This window comes from Peredibacter sp. HCB2-198, from assembly GCF_045999315.1.
Lineage (GTDB): Bacteria > Bdellovibrionota > Bacteriovoracia > Bacteriovoracales > Bacteriovoracaceae > Peredibacter.
In genome coordinates this window covers 1,573,977-1,596,457 of the sequence record NZ_CP174607.1, presented here as the reverse complement: position 1 = coordinate 1,596,457, position 22,481 = coordinate 1,573,977, and the positions used below count along the sequence as shown (strand labels likewise).

Annotated in this window: 20 protein-coding genes; 5 read left to right on the top strand and 15 right to left on the bottom strand. The window is 42.3% G+C overall.

From position 1 onward, the window contains the following. Positions 1 to 13 precede the first annotated feature (13 nt). Positions 14 to 766 (top strand): DNA/RNA non-specific endonuclease, encoded by a 753-nt coding sequence (locus tag ACJVC5_RS08055; protein ID WP_408098859.1) that lies wholly within the window; start codon positions 14 to 16, stop codon positions 764 to 766. Here the strand turns inward: ACJVC5_RS08055 and ACJVC5_RS08050 are convergent. The 4 genes from ACJVC5_RS08050 to ACJVC5_RS08035 form a co-directional block, all read right to left on the bottom strand. After that, positions 717 to 2,777, bottom strand: a complete 2,061-nt coding sequence (locus ACJVC5_RS08050) for a PAS domain-containing protein (RefSeq protein ID WP_408098858.1) — start codon at positions 2,775 to 2,777, stop codon at positions 717 to 719. The two genes, ACJVC5_RS08055 and ACJVC5_RS08050, sit on opposite strands and share 50 nt — an antisense overlap. A 127-nt stretch (positions 2,778 to 2,904) precedes the next feature. Further along, the gene (locus ACJVC5_RS08045) at positions 2,905 to 4,932 is read right to left on the bottom strand and encodes a M3 family metallopeptidase (protein ID WP_408098857.1); all 2,028 of its coding nucleotides are present in this window, start codon (positions 4,930 to 4,932) and stop codon (positions 2,905 to 2,907) included. 7 nt (positions 4,933 to 4,939) lie between these two features. Beyond that, positions 4,940 to 6,157 carry an MFS transporter gene (locus ACJVC5_RS08040; protein ID WP_408098856.1) on the bottom strand — a complete coding sequence of 406 codons (1,218 nt, stop codon included), beginning with the start codon at positions 6,155 to 6,157 and terminating at the stop codon, positions 4,940 to 4,942. Further along, the gene (locus ACJVC5_RS08035) at positions 6,154 to 6,675 is read right to left on the bottom strand and encodes a metal-dependent transcriptional regulator (RefSeq protein WP_408098855.1); all 522 of its coding nucleotides are present in this window, start codon (positions 6,673 to 6,675) and stop codon (positions 6,154 to 6,156) included. The genes ACJVC5_RS08040 and ACJVC5_RS08035 overlap by 4 nt, the downstream gene beginning before the upstream one ends. Positions 6,676 to 6,864: 189 nt before the next feature. Between ACJVC5_RS08035 and ACJVC5_RS08030 the strand changes: the two genes are divergently transcribed. Next, positions 6,865 to 8,514, top strand: a complete 1,650-nt coding sequence (locus ACJVC5_RS08030; protein WP_408098854.1) for a hypothetical protein — start codon at positions 6,865 to 6,867, stop codon at positions 8,512 to 8,514. Here ACJVC5_RS08030 and rpiB read toward each other — a convergent pair whose 3' ends face one another. From rpiB to ahcY, 3 genes are all read right to left on the bottom strand, one after another. Beyond that, the gene (gene rpiB / locus ACJVC5_RS08025; protein WP_408098853.1) at positions 8,515 to 8,946 is read right to left on the bottom strand and encodes a ribose 5-phosphate isomerase B; all 432 of its coding nucleotides are present in this window, start codon (positions 8,944 to 8,946) and stop codon (positions 8,515 to 8,517) included. It lies immediately after the preceding gene. Between the two features lie 53 nt (positions 8,947 to 8,999). After that, positions 9,000 to 10,052 (bottom strand): OmpA family protein, encoded by a 1,053-nt coding sequence (locus tag ACJVC5_RS08020; RefSeq protein WP_408098852.1) that lies wholly within the window; start codon positions 10,050 to 10,052, stop codon positions 9,000 to 9,002. 105 nt (positions 10,053 to 10,157) lie between these two features. Beyond that, positions 10,158 to 11,498: an adenosylhomocysteinase gene (ahcY, locus tag ACJVC5_RS08015; RefSeq protein WP_408098851.1), complete on the bottom strand. Its 1,341-nt coding sequence runs from the start codon at positions 11,496 to 11,498 to the stop codon at positions 10,158 to 10,160. Positions 11,499 to 11,637: 139 nt separating this feature from the next. Between ahcY and ACJVC5_RS08010 the strand changes: the two genes are divergently transcribed. Then, positions 11,638 to 12,876: a THUMP domain-containing class I SAM-dependent RNA methyltransferase gene (locus tag ACJVC5_RS08010; protein ID WP_408098850.1), complete on the top strand. Its 1,239-nt coding sequence runs from the start codon at positions 11,638 to 11,640 to the stop codon at positions 12,874 to 12,876. On the opposite strand, the gene ACJVC5_RS08005 is transcribed toward ACJVC5_RS08010, so the two are convergent. The 5 genes from ACJVC5_RS08005 to ACJVC5_RS07985 all read right to left on the bottom strand — a co-directional run bounded on the left by ACJVC5_RS08005 (position 12,873) and on the right by ACJVC5_RS07985 (position 17,783). After that, positions 12,873 to 13,550, bottom strand: a complete 678-nt coding sequence (locus tag ACJVC5_RS08005) for a response regulator transcription factor (protein WP_408098849.1) — start codon at positions 13,548 to 13,550, stop codon at positions 12,873 to 12,875. The genes ACJVC5_RS08010 and ACJVC5_RS08005 overlap by 4 nt on opposite strands. 4 nt (positions 13,551 to 13,554) lie before the next feature. Further along, the gene (locus ACJVC5_RS08000; RefSeq protein ID WP_408098848.1) at positions 13,555 to 14,226 is read right to left on the bottom strand and encodes a response regulator transcription factor; all 672 of its coding nucleotides are present in this window, start codon (positions 14,224 to 14,226) and stop codon (positions 13,555 to 13,557) included. Between the two features lie 28 nt (positions 14,227 to 14,254). Continuing rightward, positions 14,255 to 15,079, bottom strand: coding sequence for a hypothetical protein (locus ACJVC5_RS07995; protein WP_408098847.1), 825 nt, complete (start codon positions 15,077 to 15,079; stop codon positions 14,255 to 14,257). Positions 15,080 to 15,127: 48 nt separating this feature from the next. Then, entirely contained in the window at positions 15,128 to 16,855 is a 1,728-nt protein-coding gene (locus ACJVC5_RS07990) for an acyl-CoA dehydrogenase (RefSeq protein WP_408098846.1), read from the bottom strand. 169 nt (positions 16,856 to 17,024) lie between these two features. Then, a complete protein-coding gene (locus ACJVC5_RS07985) occupies positions 17,025 to 17,783 on the bottom strand; it encodes a hypothetical protein (protein WP_408098845.1) in 759 nt (252 codons plus the stop codon). A 194-nt stretch (positions 17,784 to 17,977) separates the two neighbouring features. On the opposite strand from ACJVC5_RS07985, the gene ACJVC5_RS07980 reads away from it, so the two are divergent. Continuing rightward, on the top strand, positions 17,978 to 18,559 hold the full coding sequence (locus ACJVC5_RS07980) for a glutathione S-transferase (protein WP_408098844.1): 582 nt from the start codon (positions 17,978 to 17,980) through the stop codon (positions 18,557 to 18,559). Position 18,560: 1 nt separating this feature from the next. Further along, complete coding sequence (gene deoC / locus ACJVC5_RS07975; RefSeq protein ID WP_408098843.1) at positions 18,561 to 19,226, top strand: deoxyribose-phosphate aldolase; 666 nt, start codon at positions 18,561 to 18,563, stop codon at positions 19,224 to 19,226. A gap of 11 nt (positions 19,227 to 19,237) precedes the next feature. Here deoC and tyrS read toward each other — a convergent pair whose 3' ends face one another. From tyrS to ACJVC5_RS07960, 3 genes are read right to left on the bottom strand one after another with little or no spacing between them, the layout of a single operon-like run. Next, positions 19,238 to 20,458, bottom strand: a complete 1,221-nt coding sequence (gene tyrS, locus ACJVC5_RS07970) for a tyrosine--tRNA ligase (protein WP_408098842.1) — start codon at positions 20,456 to 20,458, stop codon at positions 19,238 to 19,240. A gap of 55 nt (positions 20,459 to 20,513) precedes the next feature. Further along, positions 20,514 to 20,813 (bottom strand): hypothetical protein, encoded by a 300-nt coding sequence (locus ACJVC5_RS07965; protein WP_408098841.1) that lies wholly within the window; start codon positions 20,811 to 20,813, stop codon positions 20,514 to 20,516. Further along, positions 20,800 to 22,458 carry a hypothetical protein gene (locus ACJVC5_RS07960; protein WP_408098840.1) on the bottom strand — a complete coding sequence of 553 codons (1,659 nt, stop codon included), beginning with the start codon at positions 22,456 to 22,458 and terminating at the stop codon, positions 20,800 to 20,802. The genes ACJVC5_RS07965 and ACJVC5_RS07960 overlap by 14 nt, the downstream gene beginning before the upstream one ends. Between the last annotated feature and the right edge of the window lie 23 nt (positions 22,459 to 22,481).

The window sequence follows — 22,481 nt, the reverse complement described above, 5'->3', positions numbered from 1 at the left end:
TATTCTAAGTAGGATGAAAAACACAAAACTGTTCATCCTACTTTTTTCCTTCCCTCTTTTGGTTTTCGCCCGAGAGGAAATCATCAAACGAAAATACTACACACTCAGCTATAACGAAGACCATGAGGTCGCAAATTGGGTGTCGTATGAGTTAGAGAAGAACAATCTTCAGAACTGCGCTAAACGCAGTAACAACTTCCGAGTGGATCCTAATGTCAGCACTGGCTCCGCCACGCTTAAAGATTATGCGAACAGCGGATATGATCGCGGTCACTTAGTTCCGGCCGGAGATATGAAGATCACCTCAGAGGCCATGAAAGACACATTCTTCATGAGCAACATGACTCCTCAACCAGGAAACTTTAATCGTGGGAAATGGAGTCAGCTTGAAACTCTCATGCGCGCTTGGGCATCTAAATATCAAAAGATCTGGATCGTCACTGGCCCAGTTTTAGAAAAAGGTCTTCCGACCATTGGTCGTGATAATCAGGTTGCTGTCCCAGATAAATACTTCAAAGTCATTCTAAGACAAAATGGCGGCTCATATACTGGTATTGCTTTCTTGATGGAAACAACTGTTCCCTACAATGATCTTAAGGCCTATACCATGAGTATCAATGAGGCCGAAGAAATCGCGCAAATCGACTTCTTCCAATTTCTCGATAATCGCATTGAGGAACAAGTTGAAGGAAACTTTGACGTAAAGAGCTGGGACTTTAATGCGAAATTTGAGTACTTGCCGTGTCAAGCTTCGGTAGCTCAATAACGAACGTCGTATTAGGCGCTTCGTCCTGATAGTAAAGCTTCCCTTTGTGCTCTTCGATGATCCCTCGTGAAATACTAAGACCCAAACCGGTACCCACTCCGATATCTTTCGTCGTAAAGAACGGTTGAAACAATTTCTGACGAATGGTCGTAGAAATCTTCTCACCGCAATCAATGATCTGAATACGGAACATAGTTGGAAGCTCTTCCATCTTAATTTTAATCCACGGATGCGGATAAGAAGATGTGGCCTGATAAGAGTTATTGATAAGGTTCAGAAGAACCTGTGAAATCTCAACCGGGCGGCAATAAACCGCTGAATCATGCTTCAAGAATTGAACATCAACCGCTGTTCCGTTGTTGTTGATTCGCTCCTGACAGATATCCAGAGTTTCTTCTACGATCTTATTAAGAGAGTAATTCACCTTCTCGTCCATTGAAGATTCACGAGAGAAGCGTCTCATACCATTCACAATTCTTGAAATACGTCCTACGGTCTGATCCATCTTCTCAATATACTGAAGAAGAAGTTCCGGACCCAAGGTCTGTCTTGAAGAGTGACGACGAAGAAGATCAATATAACCTTTAATAATACTCAGCGGGTTGTTAATCTCGTGAGCAATACCACCAGCCATTTCACCAAGTGCAGAAAGTTTTGAGGCCTGAGTCAGCTTCATTTCTGCTTCTTTACGACTAGAAATATTTTCGGCCATGACAATCACGCCACCAATTTCCTGGTTGGCGTTTTTCCAAGGCTGGATCGCCCAGCGAAGCCATAGTTCGTTGCCAGGAGAGAACTCAATCAAATCCTCATCACGGCTTAGGATGGCACCTTGAAGGGACTTTTCCATTGCCGAAATCCAATCCGGACGGAAGTCTGCGCGAACGTTTTGCCCTTCACGAGCACGACCGAAATTCTGCCACTCTTCTGCCCAGCGCGAACTGAAAGCAAGGTACTTAAGATCTCTATCAAACATCGCAACTGGAGTTGGAAGCGACTGAATCATTGCTTTTAGTTGTTGCTCAGAGATGATGACACTTTGTTCCCACTTCACAACCGGAGTTACGTTAACGTTTACACCGATCACGCGAAGAGGTTTGCCATCACTTGTTCTATGAATAATACAACCACGATCAAGACACCATTGAATGTCACCGGATTTTGTAATCATACGGAAACGGCATTCGTAGAAGAGGGTCTCCCCTTTTAAATGTCGATCAAGTTCTTCAAAGACTCTTGCAACGTCTTCCGGGTGAAGACATTTTTTGAAGGTCTCCATGGTCTGAGGAAGCTCGTTATAGTTGTAGCCCAGCTTGGTGTACCAAGTCTTATTTAGAAGTAATTTATTCGTGCTTAGGTCCCAGTCCCACTTACCTACCTGAGCACCTTCAAGGGCAAGATCGAGACTGAGTTTTGCTTCGTTTAAGTCATCAAGCTTTCGCTTGAGATCGTTTTCAAGATAGTTAATTCGATGACGAAGCTCTTTTTCGTAAGTGTGACGTTTTTCTGATTCAATCAAGCGGCCGATAAAATCAGAACTACTGGCGGCGAAGTTTTTATCCTGAATGTCCCACTCTCTCGGCTTCCCTATGTATTCACAGCAGAGAATCCCAATCATCTCACCGTCTGAAAAAATCGGAGCGTCCATTAACGCTCTTACGTTCAGAGGTCTCATATAAGTGTCGACCATCTCAGAGGTGGCCTCATCGACAAATGTATCGTTGCTGATCACAACTCGTTCAGCGCGAAGGTGTTCAAAATAGATAGGCAATTCAGAACGTTTGAGAATTGAGCCCTGAGTAGGAATTCCACCCACGACAAAGGTCATCTCTTCGTACATCGCTTCTTTATCAATGGTATAAAACCAAATGCCGATGCGTTGAACATCCATCACTTCAGAAATTTTTTTACAGATGATTTCAAGCGCGCGATAGCGACTAGAACGGTAGATCTCCGTGTTCTTAGCAAACCAGCTTTGAGCGGCGTGATAAAGTTCAAATTTATCTACCATGAGAGGGCCATCCTGAGACGAAAGGTTCGGGAATTCCGCAAGTTAACGCTTAATTAATTGTGAGTAAACTCAAGAAATCTTTAATTCATAGTGAGGAAGAGTACGGGTGCCTAAGCACCCGTTTTCTTTAATGGAGACCGGCCCTTCTGAGGAGAGCTCCAACATCTGGTTCTTGCCCTCTGAACTTCTTATAGAGTTCCATAGGATGTTCAGTGCCACCTTTCTCGAGAATGAACTCACGAAATTTATTGGCCACTTCTCGATTGAAGATACCCGAAGTCTGGAAGAACTCGAAGGCATCTGCGTCCAGAACCTCGGCCCATTTGTATGAATAGTATCCAGCTGAATATCCGCCGGCAAAGATGTGTGAGAACGAAGTTGAAATACTTGTTCCCGGGATCTTTGGAAGTAGTGTCGTTCTTTCAACTGTCTTCGTTTCAAACTCTCCAATGTCCTTAATCGAATTTGGATCAGTCGTGTGATAGGCCATATCAAGGAAAGCGAAAGTTAACTGTCTGAGAGTTCCCATACCTTCCAGGAATTTTCCGCTCGCTTTAATTTTCTGAACTAGATCGGCCGGAATTTTTTCGCCAGTTTCATAGTGAACAGCGAAGATATCGAGACACTCTTTTTCAAGTACCCAGTTCTCCATAATTTGCGACGGTAGTTCCACGAAGTCCCAGTACACATTTGTCCCTGATAACTCACGATACTTAACTTTTGAAAGGAGACCATGAAGAGCGTGACCAAACTCATGATAAAGAGTCAGCACTTCATCAAGAGTCAAAAGCGATGGCTTTGTTTTAGTGGGCTTCGTGAAGTTACACACGATCATGATGTGCGGTCTTTCCACTTTCCCTTGATACATTCCCTGCTCTTTGATGCCAGACATCCAGGCACCCCCACGCTTCGTTGGACGAGGGAAGAAGTCAGTGTAGAAAAGACCCACGAATGCATTCGTTTGCTCGTCGAAGACTTCGAACGTTCTCACATCAGCGTGATACTTAGGAACATCAAAAACTTCCTTGAAAGAAAGTCCATAAAGGCGTTTTGCCACCTCAAAAATTCCATCAACAACATTTTCCAATTTAAAGTATGGGCGAAGCATTTCATCGTCCATATCAAGCTCACGCTTCTTTAAAATTTCAGAATAATAGGCAGTATCATAAGACTGAAGATCATTAATTCCATCTTCGGCCGCAAGCTTCTTCAAGCGAGCAACGTCCTTCTCTGCATGGGGTTTTGCTTTGCTTAAAAGCTCTTCCAGAAAATCCATCACCTTCTTAGGTGACATGGCCATTCTCTCTTCTAGAACGTAGTCAGCGTGAGTTTTAAAACCTAAAAGCTGAGCACGCTCTGTACGAAGCTTCAGGATCTCTTTTAAAGTTTCCTGATTGTCATATTTTGTATTGAACGTTTTTGAAGAACTCGCAATAAGAAGTTTCTTTCTTAAATCACGTTTCTTGGAGTAAGTCATAAACGGAAGCATGCTTGGAACGTTCAGATCAAAGCACCAACTTCCCGCTTTGCCTTTTTTCTCTGCAAGTTCAGCGGCGGCCTCAATCACACCTTCCGGAAGTCCCTCAAGATCTGCCTTATCAGTGATCTCCATTAAGTAATCATTCGTCGCCTTAAGAACGTTCTGAGAAAACGTCAGGGTCAGCTTCGCAAGCTTCTCATCCATCACTCGCATTTGGTCCTTCTCGCTTTCAGCAAGAAGAGCACCATTTCGTACGAAAGACTTGTAGGTCTTTTCAATGATCGTCATCTCTTCAGGAGTCAGTCCCTGATTCATACGAGTATCGTAACAGGCCTTGACCTTCATAAAGATCTTAGGGTCCAGTGAGATATCATTTCCAAAGCGAGTCAGGATTTCTGAAACTTCTGGAGAAATTTTTTCTAACTCATCTGAACATTCTGCAGAATGAAGGTTGAAGAAAATGCCAGCGATGTAGTCCACTTGTTCTGTGATGTCACTTTTCTCAACAACCACGTGCTGAAAATCAGTACGCTTATCGTTTTTAAAAGTTTCGAGTTTGCCCTTCGCTGTTTCAATGGCGGCATTCAAGGCCGGGAGAAAATGCTCAGGAAGAATTTTATCAAATGGATAGGCCCCATGGCGTGCCTTGGGTGTTTCTAAAAGTGGATTCTGCATAATTTCCTCAACTGAATAGTTTACGGTGAATTCCGAATAACTTGATGACGAGGATTAACCATACCAATAGGAATGAAATCATCATCATATTAAGGATGAAAGAGGATTGGAGATAAATCAAGACTGCGGCAATCAAGGCTTTTGATGCCCTATACACGAGCATATCAGTGAGATATTTGGCCCCATATTTTTGTTCAGGAGTAAGCGGTTGATATAAAAGCTCCTTTCCACCACTAAACAATGAATAATCAGAGGCCTTTAAATAAATATAAAAACCGGCAAGAGGCAGAAGCATAGTTCCACCTGACAGAATAAGGCCCATGGTCAAAATCAAGTAAGAAACCGGGATAAACAGATGGAGCGTTTTCTCTGAGATTCTTGGCAAAAGCAAAGGCATGCACAAAAACTGCAGAATGAAAGTTAGTAAGTTGGTCCAGGTATAAATCCAACCCAAATATCCTGTGCGGCTGGCCGAATCAGGAATCGCGGCCTCAAAGGCCAGATTGAATTTAAAGTCAGCAATGTTGATGATGAACTGAGAAAGCATCACGACCACAGCGATGATAAAAACGTATTCTTTGATGTCCTTGCCCTTCAGGCTCTTCATGGGAGAAACGGGCTTCTCATTGTTTTTTGCCGCGAGATCAGGCGTGTAAAAGAAAAGTACCGCAGGCGAAAAAATAAAAATGAGAGAAAACCACGCAACAAAAACAGTTCCCCACTTGTGGCTTAGATAAGAAGTGAGGAGACCACCTAGAACCCCACCTAAACTTCCAGCGGCACCTACTACTCCGACGATCATCTTGAACTCATCTTTGCGGAAATAAGTATTGGCGTAGGCCAGGAGGAGATGGATTTGAATGACGATATAAACTTCTTTCCAGATGAAAGAAAGAAACGTGAGTTGCTTAATGCCAGAAACAAAACCCAGAACACTCAGTCCAAATAAAGCAGTCGTGAATGATGAGGCCCAGAAGAAGACCTTATGTACACTGTGCCTGGCCTGAAGATGATTACAAAGAAAAACTGAAACAATGAGGAAGGCCACCGACCAAAGCCACGCTAAGGGCGTAGATTTAGCACCAAAGTCCTCGAAGAACATGGTGGTAGAAGCTGCACGGACTAATGGATAATTGAATAGAACAAGGAAATAAGCACCCAGGAAGAACCACAGATGACCCTTAAAACGAGGATCATCACTTTTCAGAATCTGGAGAATGTTCATTCAGTCTTTAAGTAAGTATCGCCCTTCTGGATTTCTTCAAAATCGTGCTGATGCTCAAACTGTGAAAAATCAAAAGAAGTTGAATAAGGTGTTTTCTTAAAATCTTCAGTCGTAAGGTTTTTCATGAAATTGAAAAACTTCTCACGAGTTTCAGAACTCATTAGGTGTTCCATAAGACACGAATCTTTATGGGCGACTTCTTCATCAACACCGATAATATCTTTTAAGAAGTAGTATAGTAGAGTTCTTGAAGACAAAATTCCGTGAACCGCTTCGTGACCAGACGGAGAAAGAGAAAGAAACTTGCTTTCATCTTCCAGAACTAGCTCGCGCTTTTTCAAGTTAGTTAAAGCGGTTGAAACTGAACCCTTTGTAAGTCCCATTTCGTGAGCAATATCTGTTACACGAGCATAGCCTTTCGCCTCTTTCAATTTATGGATCGCCAATAGGTAGTGAACCATAGAATGGGTAAGGTCGTTATCATGCGTATGCTGAATAGTAGGTTTTTTGTCTGACATGCCTATAACTTACTTATCCCCTAGATAGCCGTCAAACGATAAATATTTGTTGCAACTACCTCACTCAGGTGAACTTGGTACCAGATCCCTAACCTATTGAAATTGCTTCATCCTTAGACTGGCAAGAAATTCACTCCCTTGGAGAGAGAAAGCTCCATGATAAAATTCAACTATACCAAGGGTTTATCTATGAAACGACTTATCTGCCTTCTTATGGCCTTATTGATGTTCACAACGACTGTTTTCGCGCAGGAAACAGAATCGATTGATTCATCTTTTTCCAACCCGACGAACATGACAGATAAGCAAATGGAAGATGCGAAGAACTTTAATCACACTGGTATTAAAGACCGTGCCTACAAAGAGGGCTGTGCCAAACTCAATGACTGTAAAGCCGATGAGGATGGACTTCCACTCGAAACAATTATTGGTAAAGCCTATGCTCTTATTTTCGGTGGGCTGCTGGGTGGAATGGGCGGACCTACTCTGGCCATGAAATCTAAGGGCGCAGAAGCTGCTAAAACAGGAACCGAAAATGCCGCCGCTGGGGCCAACGCCACTAAAGCCGCAGAAGGTGGCCAAGCTGCCGCACAAGGAGCTGATGGCGCTACAAAGGGTGCTGATGCTGCCAAGGGCGCCGATAAAGAATCTCGCCCTGACTACTGTATGTATGCGGCCATGGCCTGGGAAACTTTGGGTGGATTCATTCAAAGTGATTTACAAAAAAAGGCCGAAGGTAAGGCCGCTGGTGTTGGCGATGTTCAACTTCAATCTCTCATTAGTTTAAAAGAAACTCATAAAGCGAGAAAAACCACAGCAAGTTGGCAGGCCGGTATTTATGGAGCTGTCTCTGCTTGTTATGGGGCAATGGCCTTTACTGGAGTTCAGACTGACTGGAAATATTTTGCCAAACTTGGTGGCGCTGTCGCCCTGACTGGTTTGTATGCAAAGAAGGCCGCCAAACACGCCAAGGCCTCAAAGAAAGTTCAAGAAGTGATCGACTCACTTCCTAAAACTGGTGAGTGTAATCCGTGGACCAATACTTCGTGTTTCTGTAAGGAGCTTACTTCAAAAGACTACTTCCCTGCTGAGTATCAGGAAGTGTGCGTGCTCAACAACGGTAATATCGAAACACCAAAAGTCGCTCTTGGTTGCGGAACAGTGGTTGAAGGAAAAGTGACTTACGATAAAGAATGTAAATGTAAACAAACCAATTCTTGTATGAAGTCTACACTGAAGGCCTATAATCCTCAGTTTGATCTCAGCAAAAACTTCATGAATACAGCGAATGCCGGTTTTGACCTTTTAGGATCAGGTGAATTCGATCAAGCAAAACTTGATTCTTATTCAACCAGCTCTGCAGCACTTGCCGGAAAAATCCAGCCTAAAAAAGGATCTATTCCAAGTGTGAGTCTCAATGATGAACAAAAGAAAATCGCGGACTCCATGGCCCAGCATATGCCGGCCAATATCGCGGCCCTTGCAGCGGCCAGTGGTCGTTCTGCTAATCCAAGTGGGATTCAAGATGGAGCGGGAAAAACATCGGCCATCAGTAAGCTTTCACCAGAACTCAAAGAAAAGTTAGCGGACGCCATTGATGTGGATTACAAGGTCGGTGGGTCGGGCTTTAGTCAGGCAGATGATGAACCATCATTCACCTTTGCTGGATTACCAGGACAAGCAGCTGCCACTTCCAATGGAACTGAAGTGATTAGTTTCGCGGAACAGGCCATCAGCAAGGCCGATGTCTCAAATGCTCCTGATACTCCGATTTTTGATATTATTTCGAATCGCTACCGTCGTTCGGGTTGGGACAAACTCCAAACACTTGAGAAGTAACTACTCTCCAAGATTGTTGAACTGATCAACTCGTGTCTGATGTCTTCCACCTTCAAAAGAAGTGGTAAGAAACACGTCAGCGATCTTCTTCATAAATTCTGGATGGGTCTTTCTTCCAGCGAGGCAAAGCACGTTTGCATCGTTATGCTGACGAGTCATACGAGCATCGTCTTCATCACGGCAAAGGGCCGCACGAATGCCTTTAAACCGGTTTGCGGTCATGCAGACACCCTGACCAGATCCACAAAGAAGAATCCCAAGGGTCTCCTCTTCCACCACTTTCTGAACCAATTTTTTGGCCCATTCCGAGTAATTGGTGGACTCCGTTGAATGCGTTCCAAGATCCACAACCTCGTGGGTCTTTTTAAGGTATTCAACCAGGAGTGTTTTTTCATTGTAAGCGGCATGATCTGAAGCGATGAAGATTTTCATGCTCATATGATAGCAAAAAAGAGGACCCTATAGGAAGGGTCCCCTGCTGAGTTTTATTGAGAAATAATGGTCATTACGCGTCTGTTCTCTGCGCGCCCTGCGGCCGTAGAGTTATCAGCAACTGGTTGTTTCTCACCAAATCCCTGAGGATTAAGCCGTGACTCGTCGACGCCGTTATTTTTTAAGTAATCTGCAACTTCCTCTGCACGCTGTTGAGAAAGTTCCTGATTAAGTGATGCTGGACCAGTGTTATCCGTATGGCCCTGAATCTCAACTTTAGTATCAGGATGCTCTTCCATGAACTGGGCAAGTTCATCTAATGCTGGCTTTGGGCCCGTGGCCAGTTGTGCGCTATCAGTATCAAATAATACCTCAATCTCAGTGCTCGCAAATTCATCTGGAGTACATCCATAGGCATTTACTTCTAAACCTGGGCGCGTGTTAGGACATTTATCGTCAGTATTTGAGATACCGTCCTTATCATCATCAACGGACGAGGCCACTGCTGCAGCACCAGCACCTGCACCAACTGCCGCCGTACTCGACTGAGCACTACTTCCAAAAAAGTAAGTGAGGTTTAATTGAGGAACGAGTGCATGAATTTCACCTGTTGGCATTTCACCACTGCCCGCTCCAATCATCTTGGTGATGTATTGATAATCAATGGCCGCAGATAACAAGAGGTCATCATTCAAGGCCATCTCAATCCCGGCACGTGCGCGGGCCGCAAATTTTAAATTATCTTCCGGATCAACTTCTGAAAGATTGGCCACACCAGCACCTAGACCCCAAATACCACTAAACATCCCAGTCGGATTAGAGCGATACAGGTACATAAGGTCATAAACTTGTGCGTCCACATCCGTTTCTTCCCAACCGTGTCTTGCCCAGTTGAACATCACCCCGTGAGCATCTGTGAATTGATACCGAGCATGGATGTTATACATAAATCCAGAATCAGCATTATCGTCAAAACGGTTGTTCCAGATAGGAGCACTAAGCCCGGCACCAGCTCCAAGACCGAACCTCTTACCTAGATGAATGTTGTCTTCAGCAAAAGCATACGATCCTAGAAGGAGGAAAGGCACAATCAAAAGTTTTTTCATAAAAACCTCCCGCATTTGGTTTTTATGGTCGCAACTGATGAAATGAATGTGAACTTGAGATAGCTTAAAGAAAAAGGCCCGTCTATTAGACGGGCCCAGTATTGATTAGTAGCGATAATACTCTGGCTTGAATGGGCCAGAAGCAGAGATTCCAAGATATTCAGCTTGGTTCGGAGTTAAAGTATCAAGCTCAACGCCGATCTTCTTCAAGTGTAGACGCGCTACTTTCTCATCTAAGTGCTTCGGTAGCATATACACTTTCTTCTCATACTTGTTTGAATTGGCCCACAATTCAATCTGCGCAAGAGTTTGGTTTGTGAATGAGTTCGACATTACAAAGCTTGGGTGACCAGTAGCACATCCAAGGTTCACAAGACGGCCTTCAGCTAGAACGATAACTTGCTTGTTATTTTCAAGAGTATAAAGATCTACTTGAGGCTTAATTGTGTCTTTTGTATGACCGTAGTTTTTGTTCAACCATGCCATATCAATTTCGATATCGAAGTGACCGATGTTACAAACGATGGTCTTATCTTTCATTGCTTTGAAGTGCTCACCAGTTACGATGTCACGACAGCCAGTTGTCGTAACAACGATATCAGCTTCTTTAACTGCATCGGCCATCTTCTTAACTTCGAAACCTTCCATTGCAGCTTGAAGAGCACAGATAGGATCAATTTCTGTTACGATTACGCGAGCACCAGCACCACGTAGAGAATCTGCAGATCCTTTACCTACATCACCGAAACCAGCAACAACAGCAACTTTACCAGCGATCATAACGTCAGTGGCGCGACGGATAGCATCTACGCAAGACTCACGACAGCCGTATTTGTTATCGAATTTAGATTTTGTTACAGAATCATTTACGTTGATACATGGAACTGGAAGTTTTCCAGCTTTCTCAAGTTCGTAAAGACGGTGAACACCCGTAGTAGTTTCTTCAGAGATACCTTTGATGCCTTTGTAAAGCTCAGGGTATTTAGAAAGAACCATCTCAGTTAAGTCACCGCCATCATCTAGGATCATATTTAGAGGCTCTTTCTTCTCGCCGAAGAAAATAGTCTCATGGATACACCAGTTGAACTCTTCTTCAGTCATGCCTTTCCAAGCATAAACTGGAATACCAGCAGCAGCGATAGCGGCAGCAGCGTGGTCCTGAGTTGAGAAGATGTTACAAGAAGACCAAGTAACCTCTGCACCAAGCTCCACTAGAGTCTCAATAAGAACAGCTGTTTGGATTGTCATATGTAAACAACCAGCAATACGAGCACCTTTTAGTGGCTTCGATTTACCGAATTCTTCACGAAGAGACATAAGACCTGGCATTTCTGCTTCGGCAAGTTTGATCTCTTTACGGCCCCAATCGGCCAGAGATATATCTTTAACCTTGTACTTTAAACGAGTTGAGTTACCGTAGGTACCCTCTGAAAAAGTTGCTTTCATCGACAATTCCTTTTCCTAAACCATTGCGGTCTGGTAAATAAGCCCAAATTAACAATAAATTTGCCCTCAAAACTAACACTCTTTCCCTAGGGACTCAAGTGTAACATAGGCGAATCAAGGGTTTATCTAAGGTCTTTATATGAAAAAATATCGCTTCGAATACTTTGCCTCTTGTTCAATGGGGTTAGAAGAACTTCTCTCACAGGAAATTTTGGCGTTAGGTGCCAAAACAACCAAAACAGTAAGGGGTGGAGTTCAGTTTGAGGCCTTTCACGAAGTTGCTTTAAAGGTCATCCTTTACTCGCGCCTGGCAAGTCGTGTGTTTAAATATCTCTTCACTTTCGAAGTTATTAACGAGAAAGATTACTATCTTGAGGCGACAAACATTAAGTGGAAGAGCTTAATGGATGTAAATCAGACCTTCCGTCTGACAACGATCTTTGGTGATCTTCCGGGTGAGCGTGAAGATTTCAGAAACTCACAATTCGCAAACCTAAAACTTAAAGATGCTATCGTTGATTGGTTCAGACATCATGAAGGCAATCGCCCAAGTGTAGGACGTGAATTTCCTGACATTGCTTTCCTTGCTCGTATTGATCGCGGTGATGAGAAACCTTATCAAGTCACTCTCATGTATGATCTTTGTGGTGATCCACTTAACCAACGTGGTTACCGTTTGGCCAAAACCGAAGCTCCTGTTAAAGAAAACGTTGCGGCCGGTATTTTAAAAATGATTAATTGGAATCCAGCAGAAGAAGGCCTGACCGATGCCATGTGTGGCTCTGGAACCTTCACTATTGAGGCCGCACTTATGGCGGCGAACATTCCACCAAGCTACTTAAAAGTTGAACGTTATTTGAAAAATTCACAATTCAAAATGTGGACTTTCCTAAACTATCCATGGTTCACGCAAGATAAGTTTCTCTGGGACAACTTCAATAAGCTTCTAGCAGAAGTCACCGAAGCAACAGAAAAAGGCCTTGAGTTTCTTCGCACTAAAAAAGGCTTTATTGTTGGGAATGATATTTCTGAGATGGCCCTGATTTCTGCTCGTGAGAACGTTAAGAAGGCCAAGCTTGAGGGCATTATTGAACTCACAAAGAGAGATGCACTTGAATTATATCCTCCGACTTCGAAATCTGTGTTCCTTTGTAACCCACCATACGGTGAGCGTTTAGAGCATGGAGAAGAAGAAAAACTTAAGGCCCTCTATAAAGGCCTGGGTGACCATTGGAAACATGCCTTTAAGGGACATAGAGCTGCTTTATTCACAGGTAATCTAGAGATGTTAAAAGTCGTGGGTCTAAAGACCTCTAAACGTCACATTCTCTTTAACGGTGATATTGAGTGTAGATTGGCCGAGTACTCGCTTTACTAAACTTTCTTCTGGCCCTTTTGAACAAGGATGTTCTCTTCACGAACTTTGATCTGATGGTCCCAGGCCTCAATTTTGGGTTTGAGATTCGTTAAGTGCGTATTGATCGTACCTGGTTTAACCGTATCGTTCCCCCACACTTTTAGGATCAAATCACTACGAGTGAGGGGCTCTGGATAAGAGCGAAGAATATTGCTTAGCAGACGAAGCTCAAGCAGAGTAAGATCAGCATTTTGACCACCTACTGATGCCTTCATTGTTCTCACGTCCATCATCAAATTCCCAAGCTCAAGCTTCGTCGACATTTGAAGATAGAACTTAACTTTGTTCACCAGACGAATGGCAATTTCATCAGGGGTCAGATCACGAGGAAGAAAATCAATTCCGCCTTTTTCATAAGAGCGAAGCTTGTTTTCATCTGACTGATCACCCGAGATAAAAATAATTGGGCAACCGTTATAAAGTGGATGATCAACGATGTTTTTATAAAGCGCATGTCCATCAATAAGAGGCATGTGAACATCAAGAAGAATGACGTGAGGATTGTTCTCCTGGAGAAGCGTATTTAATGTTCGTGGATCATTACTTCCAATCACATTAAATTTGTCTGAGAGAAACTCCTTATAAGCTTCGATATTCTGAATTTGATCATCAAAATAAATAAGGGTCCACTTCATAAACTTATGCTTTTTTCATTAATTGAACGCCCTTGGTCTTTAAGCCGTTAATTTCATAGTCCCAGGCCCCTAGCTTACTGTTTAAGTTAGAAACGTGAGTATAAATTGTGGCATCAAGGACGTGGTCTGTTCTCCAAACTTGTTGAATGAGTTGAGCCTTAGGGACTACATCAGGATAGTTTCTAAGCACAAGACAAAGAATCTTAAATTCAATGAACGTCAGAGGAAGCTCTTTTGAATCCAGATATGCTTTGAGTAAAGTGAGGTTCACTTTCAAGTTTGTAAATTCGATAATGCTACGGTGCTTTTGAAAGAACGCAATCTTCGACTTGATTCTCGCAATCATCTCATCTGGGTTAATAGCACGATTTAAGAAATCAACCGCACCCATAACGAAAGATTTAATACGAGCACTGTCAGAATCATCAGATGAAATAAAAAGAATTGGACAGCCATTGTAGTGCGGATGCTCAATGATCTTTTCATATAATGAGAAACCATTTAGTGTCGGCATATGAATGTCGACAAGAATTGATGTATACGATGTTGATTCAAATTTAGTTAAAAAAGCCTCAGGCTTCTGAAAGGTCTCAACTTCAAAGTCTTGATCTAGAATAGTTTTAACGCATTCAAGATTAAGTTTATTATCGTCAATGTACGCGATTCCAGCTTTCAAACGATCTCCAACAAGTTATGAGCTTAGCTTACTTTAAACGATCTTCTAGTTTCATCGCCAAAGTTGGGCTAGCAAATTTCAACAACGCCGTTTTGTTTACAACTTTGTCAAAATGCTTGTCGGATTTACTGAAGAAATATCCTGCGACGTCCTGATCCTTTAGAAAGATCGTGTGACCTTTCGTATCGAACTTGCGCAGAATGAACTCAGAATCCAAAAAGAGAATGTCTCTAATTGTAAAGTTCTTGGCTACATACATAATAATGCAAAAATCAGATAGTTCAGCTAAAGATTTTTTGATTTTAACCCCTTTCGGTGAGGTCGAATCATGCCAATGAACTTTTACTTCAACGGTGCTGCCATTTTCAGTCTTAAAATCGAAGCCACGCTGAGAGGAACTTTTAATTTGGTGAAGGCCAAAAATAATCTTCGCGTACCACTCACCTAACTGAATCGGTAAGTTTTTGCCATTCATCAAAACCTTGTGATCCTTCAGGATCTGAAAGGTCTGGTGAACAACTTCTACGGTATCGAAGATGGCCTTTTGGTCAGGGAGGTGCAGAATGCCAATGCTCTTCATCGCCTTACTAGGAAGGCGCTTATTAAATTGGCTCAGATACCATTGATCGAACTCATTGATTTCCAGGAAATCATAAGAACTAAAAACGAAACCTTCTGACTTGAGCTTATTGATGGAATCAATTTCAGGCACTTCTTTTTGAAGGTAGCTGAAAGGGACATACTCCCGATCACTGCTCCCTCTAACAAAGATATGATCTTTGTCGTAATCGGAACTGCCATGAGTTGTCCCAGAAAACTTCTGAGACAACTCAAAGACTTTATCTTTTAACACGGTGTAACCTTTTAAACTTAAATTACACGTATTCTATCACGAACTGGATCAAATCTCCAGCGTCGTCATATCTTCAGTGAACTCAGTGATTGTTTTGGCAGTTGAAAGATTGTAAATCAAATAATGAGCGCAATATACTCTGAAATCAGTCACTTTCGACTCATAATATTTCTTATCATCGCCAGATGCCGTGGCCAGTTTCTTATCAGCTAGAACCGCTGACTCAAGAAGTTGCCATGCAATAACCATCTGAGAAGCAAAGTTGAGGAAATCGGTACAGTTCTGAAGGATCATATTGAACTGATTATTCTTCGCGTAACCAGAAATGTGCTGCATTACACCCTGAGCACTTAGAAGAACTTTGTTGAAGATGTCCTTCTCTTTCTTGAATTTCGCATCATCCAGTCCTTGAACAGCAGCTACGATTTCAGAAGTCAAAGCAGTAAGAGTTTTACCACCATCTTTTAGGATTTTTCTCATCACGAAGTCGATGGCCTGAATACCATTCGTTCCTTCGTAAATCATCGCGATTTGAGTATCACGAACATATTGCTCTACTCCGTATTCAGTACAGTAGCCGTAACCACCGTGCGCCTGAAGAGCATTTGAAGAAACTTGGAAACCAGTCTCTGAACAATACGCCTTACAGATCGGAGTAAGAAGGCCAATGATGGCCTCAGCTTTAGGATCCTTGTGAGCTTTATTGAAAAGGTTTGCAGTATAAAGACATAGAGCACGCATACCACGGGCCTGAGCTCTCATCGTAAGAAGATTACGACGAACATCTGGATGATGAACGATTTCTTTACCAAACTGAACGCGTTCTTTTGTATATTTCTCTGCCATCATGTAGGCCGCGTTTGCTTGTGATTCACCTTGGATACCACAGTAAAGACGTGCCTCGTTCATCATGATGAACATAGTCGCCATACCATCAAACTCGTCACCAATTAGCCAGCCTTCAGTTTCACCATCTGTACCAAACTGCATCTCGCAAGTTGCAGAAGCGTGAATACCCATTTTGTGCTCAATCTTAGAGCAGATCACGTGGTTTGTTCCACCCATTGATCCGTCGTCATTGATCTTGAAACGAGGTACGACGAAAAGAGAAATCCCTTTCGAACCTTCTCCACCATTTGGGGTACGAGCAAGAACCAGGTGGATATTGTTTTCATAAAGATCAGACTCACCAGAAGAGATGAAGATCTTTGTTCCTTTGATTGAATATTTGCCATTACCAAGGGGCTTGGCAGTTGAGCGAAGAGCACCAACGTCTGAACCGGCACCTGGCTCAGTTAAGCACATTGTTCCGCCCCATGTACCTTCCATCATTTTTGGAATGATGTTGGTCTTCATAAAGTCATTACCTTTAAGGTTAAGAACGTTAAGAGCAGCACGAGAAAGACCTGGATACATGGTCCAAGCACAGTTTGCACCTGTCGCTAAAGACATACAAGCGACGTAAAGAGATTCAGGTACTGGTGTACCACCTACTTCGGCCGGCATACCAAGAGCAAACCAACCATTGGCGTAGAATGATTTTTGTACTCCGTGAAGTGATTCAGGAACAATCACCTTTCCATTAACATGTTTTACCCCAACGTGATCTGATGGTTCACGAGTTGGGAAAACTTCGTTTTCAACGTACTTGTTATATTCAGCAAGAATGCCTTTTACGTCATTCTCTTCAAGACCGAAGTCTTTCCAATCTTGTACTTTTAATAGCTCTGTAAGGTTAAATTCGATGTCGCGAATATCAGCTTTGTAATAGCCCATAAATTACCTCGTCCTTGGCAATAGAAAATTAGTACTAATAGGATAACGTGAAACTGGATTTTTAGTGAGGATAGATTAAGAAAAAGTGAAGAAATAAAATCCGACAATTCTGCTTAAAACGAAAAAGGGCGGCCGAAGCCGCCCTGGAATTTAATCAATGATTAGATTTTTAATATGCTTCATATACCTTTGTGATTTGGTCATTCGAAGTTTGAATCGCAATTGGATTGTAAATCGAATGCTTATTCACATCAATCGTGTAAATCGCAGTTGTTGGTGTCGAATAGCCTTCAGGAACTTTAGCACCTAGTTCAATTACATAAACTCCATTGTATTGACTGTAAATTCTTAAGATTTTCCCCTTCTGGAAAGATAAAAGCTGATTCAACTCAGTGTTATTAGCAATATTGTATACAGTTGAACTGCCAGTTGGAGTACATCCTGAACTAGATAAACTAGTAGCTGTCATATATGAAACCTGCAGAACATTATTTACATATGACTGGGCCGTACATCTTTTTTCTAGAACACTAATTGGTGTTACGACAGGCTGAGTTTGTTGGCCAGTGTTCTTACACCAATAAATCGGGAACGAATCCCAGCCGATATTTTCACATCCTGCCGGAATAGATGGAGTACTCGAATTATTAATTGCAATCACACCTTTTGCATAACCGCGACCGTAGCCCATTAAAGGTCTCTCTTGTCCAGGATTGGATTGCAAATTATTTTTCCAATTCACAAGAACGTTATAGCCCTGGATGGCCGATGAAGAAATATTCTCATTCCCTTGGCCAGAATTAATTGGGTTTGTTGTATAGTTATTATTACCACCACCGCTACCGCCGCCACCATCTTTACCGCAACCAACAACGAAAGCTAATAGTAATGTCGTGAAAAACAGATTCTTAAGTAGTGTGTGTTTCATAAAAATTCCCCCCTCAGAGAAATGTATAAATTTTGACTCTATACATCCAAGAATCGTGCCAAGCCTCATAGAGTATTTTTGGTTAGTTAGGAGGGAAAAAGTGTCTAAATTTTAGACACTGATGAAAGAATGACTATCATTCTTTTTGCCAACAGACCTGGAGAAAAATTAAAATCGAGACATTGGAGACTCATATGAAATACACGCTGATTGGATCCCTCACTTCGCCTTTTGTTCGTCGTATCCGCATGTTAATGGAAACGATTCCGTACGAACTTGCAGAATTAAATATTTATGAAACTGATGACGGCATCAAATTGAACAAAGTTAATCCTATTAATCAGATCCCTGTTCTGGTGATGGGTGAAGAAAAGATTTGGGACTCACGTCAGATCTTTTATTACTTAAATAATAAGTACAAGTTTCAAACCATGAGTCTTGAAGATGAAAATACTCTTACAGCGATTGAGGGGGCCTTAAATGCAGGCATCTCTTTGTTCCAGTTTAAGCGTTCAGGCATAAGCATCGACGAACCTTATATGATTGTGAATCGTCATAAGGACCGCATAGATTCAGTTCTCGATTATCTAACCCCTTTCACTCAAACAGAAGGAATGAAAAACTGGAACTTCCAAAGCATGACTCTTTATGCTTTCCTTGATTGGGGACAATTTAGAGGTATTCTTAATCTCGATAAGCGCCCCGTGTATCAACAGTTCATGGCCCAACATGCGAATCGTGAGATCGTAAAGCAAACATCTATTCCAAAGGTATAAAATGAAATTCAACCAATACATTGATCACACTTTACTAAAGGCCGATGCCAGTATTTCTCAGATTGAAAAATTGTGTGCTGAGGCCAAAGAATATGAGTTCTTTTCAGTTTGTGTGAACTCATATTACGTAAAAAAGGCCCTCGCCCTTCTTTCTGGAACTAATGTGAAAGTCTGTACCGTTGTCGGATTTCCCCTTGGTGCCTCGACTATGGAAACAAAACGTTTCGAGGCCATGAAGGCGGTCGCAGAAGGTGCTCGTGAAATTGACATGGTCATCAATTTATCAGCCATCAAATCAGGTGAATGGCAATACGTTCTTGATGATATGTCTTCACTTGCTCAAGTCTGTCACCAACAAGGAAGTCTTTTGAAAGTCATTCTTGAAACTTGTCTTCTTACTCAAGAAGAGAAAATTAAGGCCTGCGAGCTGGCCGTAAAAGCGAAAGTTGATTTCGTTAAGACCTCTACCGGTTTCTCGACTGGTGGTGCAACGGTTGAAGACGTAAAACTTATGCGCTCAATTGTAGGTTCAATGGGGGTCAAGGCCAGTGGTGGAATTCGAGATGCTGAAACGGCCCGTAAAATGATCGAGGCAGGTGCTACCCGCCTCGGAACTAGTGCTAGTGTGGAAATTGTAAAAGGTCTAACATCGACGGCGAGCTACTAAGCTCGCCTTTTTTATTCGCCGATTAGTTTAACCATTCTGAGTTTACCGATTTTAAGAATTAGCTCCTGCCCTTTTTCGAGGTTAAGAGTATCGGTAGTGTGGTTCTCAAAATTGACTTTAACTGCGTTCTGCTGAATCAAACGACGACCATCTGACTTCGATTTGATAAGTCCAAGTTCTAGAAAGAAATCTAAAAGAGCGACCTTGCCAGCTGGACGAGTAATCGTTTGGATATCATCTGGAATCTGCTTCTTAGAGAAACGAGCTTCGAATTTTTCTCTTTCCTCTTTTCCAGCAGCTTCACCGTGATAATAGCCAGTGATTTCTGATGCCAGGGCCTTCTTTGCTTCCATCGGATGAATTGAGCCATTATTAAGGCCATTAATCATCGCCTCAACTTCAACCGCCGGACGGCGACAAAGAAGAAGATAGTACTTCTTCATAAGCTCATCGGAAATCGACATAAGCTTACCGAACATGTTTGTTGGAGTATCTGTAAGCCCGATATAGTTATCAAGGGACTTAGACATCTTGTTTACGCCATCAGTTCCCTCGAGAAGCGGCATAGTAAGAATACACTGAGCTTCTTGACCGTAAGCATACTGAAGCTGGCGACCCATCATAAGGTTGAACGTCTGATCTGTCCCACCAAGTTCAACGTCCGCTTTTAAGTGAACTGAATCGTAACCTTGAAGAACTGGATAAACGAACTCGTGAAGATAAATGGCCTCACCAGTTGTATAACGTTTATTGAAATCATCACGCTGAAGAAGAGCACCAACAGTTGCTTTCCCCATAAGCTGAATAAGCTCAAGACCAGAGAATTTACCCAGCCAGTCTTTGTTGAAAACAATATGTGTTTTGCTTAGATCAAGAATCTTTCCGATTTGTTCAGAATACGTTTTAGCGTTTTCTTTAACTTCTTCGTCAGAAAGAATCGGACGAGTTTTATTTTTACCAGTCGGATCGCCAATTTGTGCCGTATAGTCACCAATTAGGAAGTAGATTTCGTGGCCAAATTCCTGGAACAAACGCAGCTTTTGTAAAACAACAGTATGTCCTAAGTGAATGTCAGGGCGAGAAGGGTCAGCGCCTAGTTTAATTTTAAGCGGCTTCTGAGTCTCATATGACTTCTTAAGCTTTTTAAGCATTTCTTCCTCAGGAAGGATTTCAAATGCTCCACGCTTAAGTTCAGCTAGTTGCTCTTCTGGTAGAACGGTAATACGGGCCATGGGGTCTCCTTTAACCCGTCCATTTTAACCTTGTGAGGGAAATTAGTGAATTATTTTAACGACAGACGGCCGGAATTCTTTGTCCCTGAATGAACATATAGTTCTCAGGAGCTGTTTTTGAGATTTTGGCAAAGAGGGTCATCTCACCGATTGAAGAAAACCGGGCCACTAAATCCACCTGCTCATTATCCAGGATACCATCGGCGAGAACAGTTTCACCTCTAAAGGTCACTTTTAATTCCCGCTGAGAAACGTTTTCAACAATTACCTTATGGGCACCGGCAACACACTCTACCCTAGAACCGGCAAAGGTAGAAAAAGATGTGAATAATACGAATAGACTAAAAAGCTTCATTCTTATCTCCAAAACCTAAGGTCGCTGTTCCTCTGCCCAATCCATCAGAAAAGAACTCTAAATTTGTGAAAGTAGTCCCTTCTAATTCTTTCATTTCCAGATCCACTAGGATCTCGCCCGCGAAATCATCTACTTCCTCATGAATCGCCGCCAGAACTTTGTTCTGGAAACGAACTGAATTTACAGTAGTCGGAAGACCAAATTCTGGAGCTCCATTTATGAGGAGCTTATCATCAGTGGCCACTTCCTTCACTTGGATTAAAAAGTGAGGAACACCCTGAATCTCTTCAAAACTTAGAGCAATTTTGAATCTAACAGGGAACCGAAGTTCTGATCGCCCTACTAAAATTCTTTGAGCACCAGAAAGTTGATAAATAATATCGAGGTATAAAGAGAAAGTCTCGCCCTTCTCTTCCGCTAAAACAAACGCATGCTCTGGCCCAAGTTTGAACTTGCGTCCTTTAAGCTTTTCTTCCCATAGGCCGCTGTTCACTGTGGCAGCAACCAGCTGGTTTAGATAATCCTCACTCACGCTCACTGCAATGTTGGTTTTCTTTTCAATCAGGCTACGGTTGATTTCACGAATAGATTTCTGATAATCGGCCAGTTCGATCTTACGGCGAAGCTTCGTTCCTATTCTTTCATTCGCACAAATGTCTTTTGTCCCTGAAACCTGACGAGAGCAGAAATGTCCATCCACTTCAACTTGAATAATACCGGTCTGGTTGGCACTCATTTTTTGCAGATCAAAGACACCGTTAATCTCTGATTTAATCCCAAATGTCTTCGGAAGCAGAAGTTGCTGTGGGCTATCTTTAATTATGTTCGAGAAACGATCTTTCATGCGAACGTTCAGGAGATCAAGAATCCCTTTTTTAAGCTCGCCCTGATTCTTGGAGAAGAAATTTTTGATCTTATTCTTATCAAATTTAATTTCTTTATTACCAATCCGAACCGAAACATTTGGCATTGTTACATCTGCCACATTCAAATCAATCAGATCGGGTCGCCGTACAATTTTTGCCATCAGTTTCTCAATATCAACAACTGTAAGAGATAACTGGAAATTTTCTGGTAGGATTGAAGTCATCCATCCTAGAGATAATTCAGCAGTCAATTCAGGATTTACGATGAATTCAGGTCTAAGTAGTTCCACTTTAAAACGAATTGGCTCTTTTGTTTGGGTCTTTTTTAGTTCAACTTGGAACACAACTTTATCGGCCCGCAGACAAAGACCCTTAACATAACTTACGGTCACATAATCGACCCGACCGACCGATGCAGTGTCAGTCTTGAACTCCGAATTAAACTCATTCACCGTATAGCTGAGTTTTTCAACGATCATCTGATAATCAGATTCAAATACATTCACACTAAGAACTGATTGAAGTTCGCGAATCCAGGCCTGAGTGTCAGGTGGAATTTCATCCAAGGCCTTCGCTAAATCGACCTTGAGGGGTCTGGCCAGCTCCTGCGAATATGGATCACCAAAATTATTATTAACCAGAAAGATTCGTAATTGATTGATAAATGCTTCAGAGGACTCCAAATCAAAACGAGTCTTGATAACAATGTCCTGAGGCACTTCTGCGGATGCCAATGTCGAACATAAGAATGGGATAGTAAGCCATTTTAAGCATTTCATGGGCCGTTTTTATAACATTAATG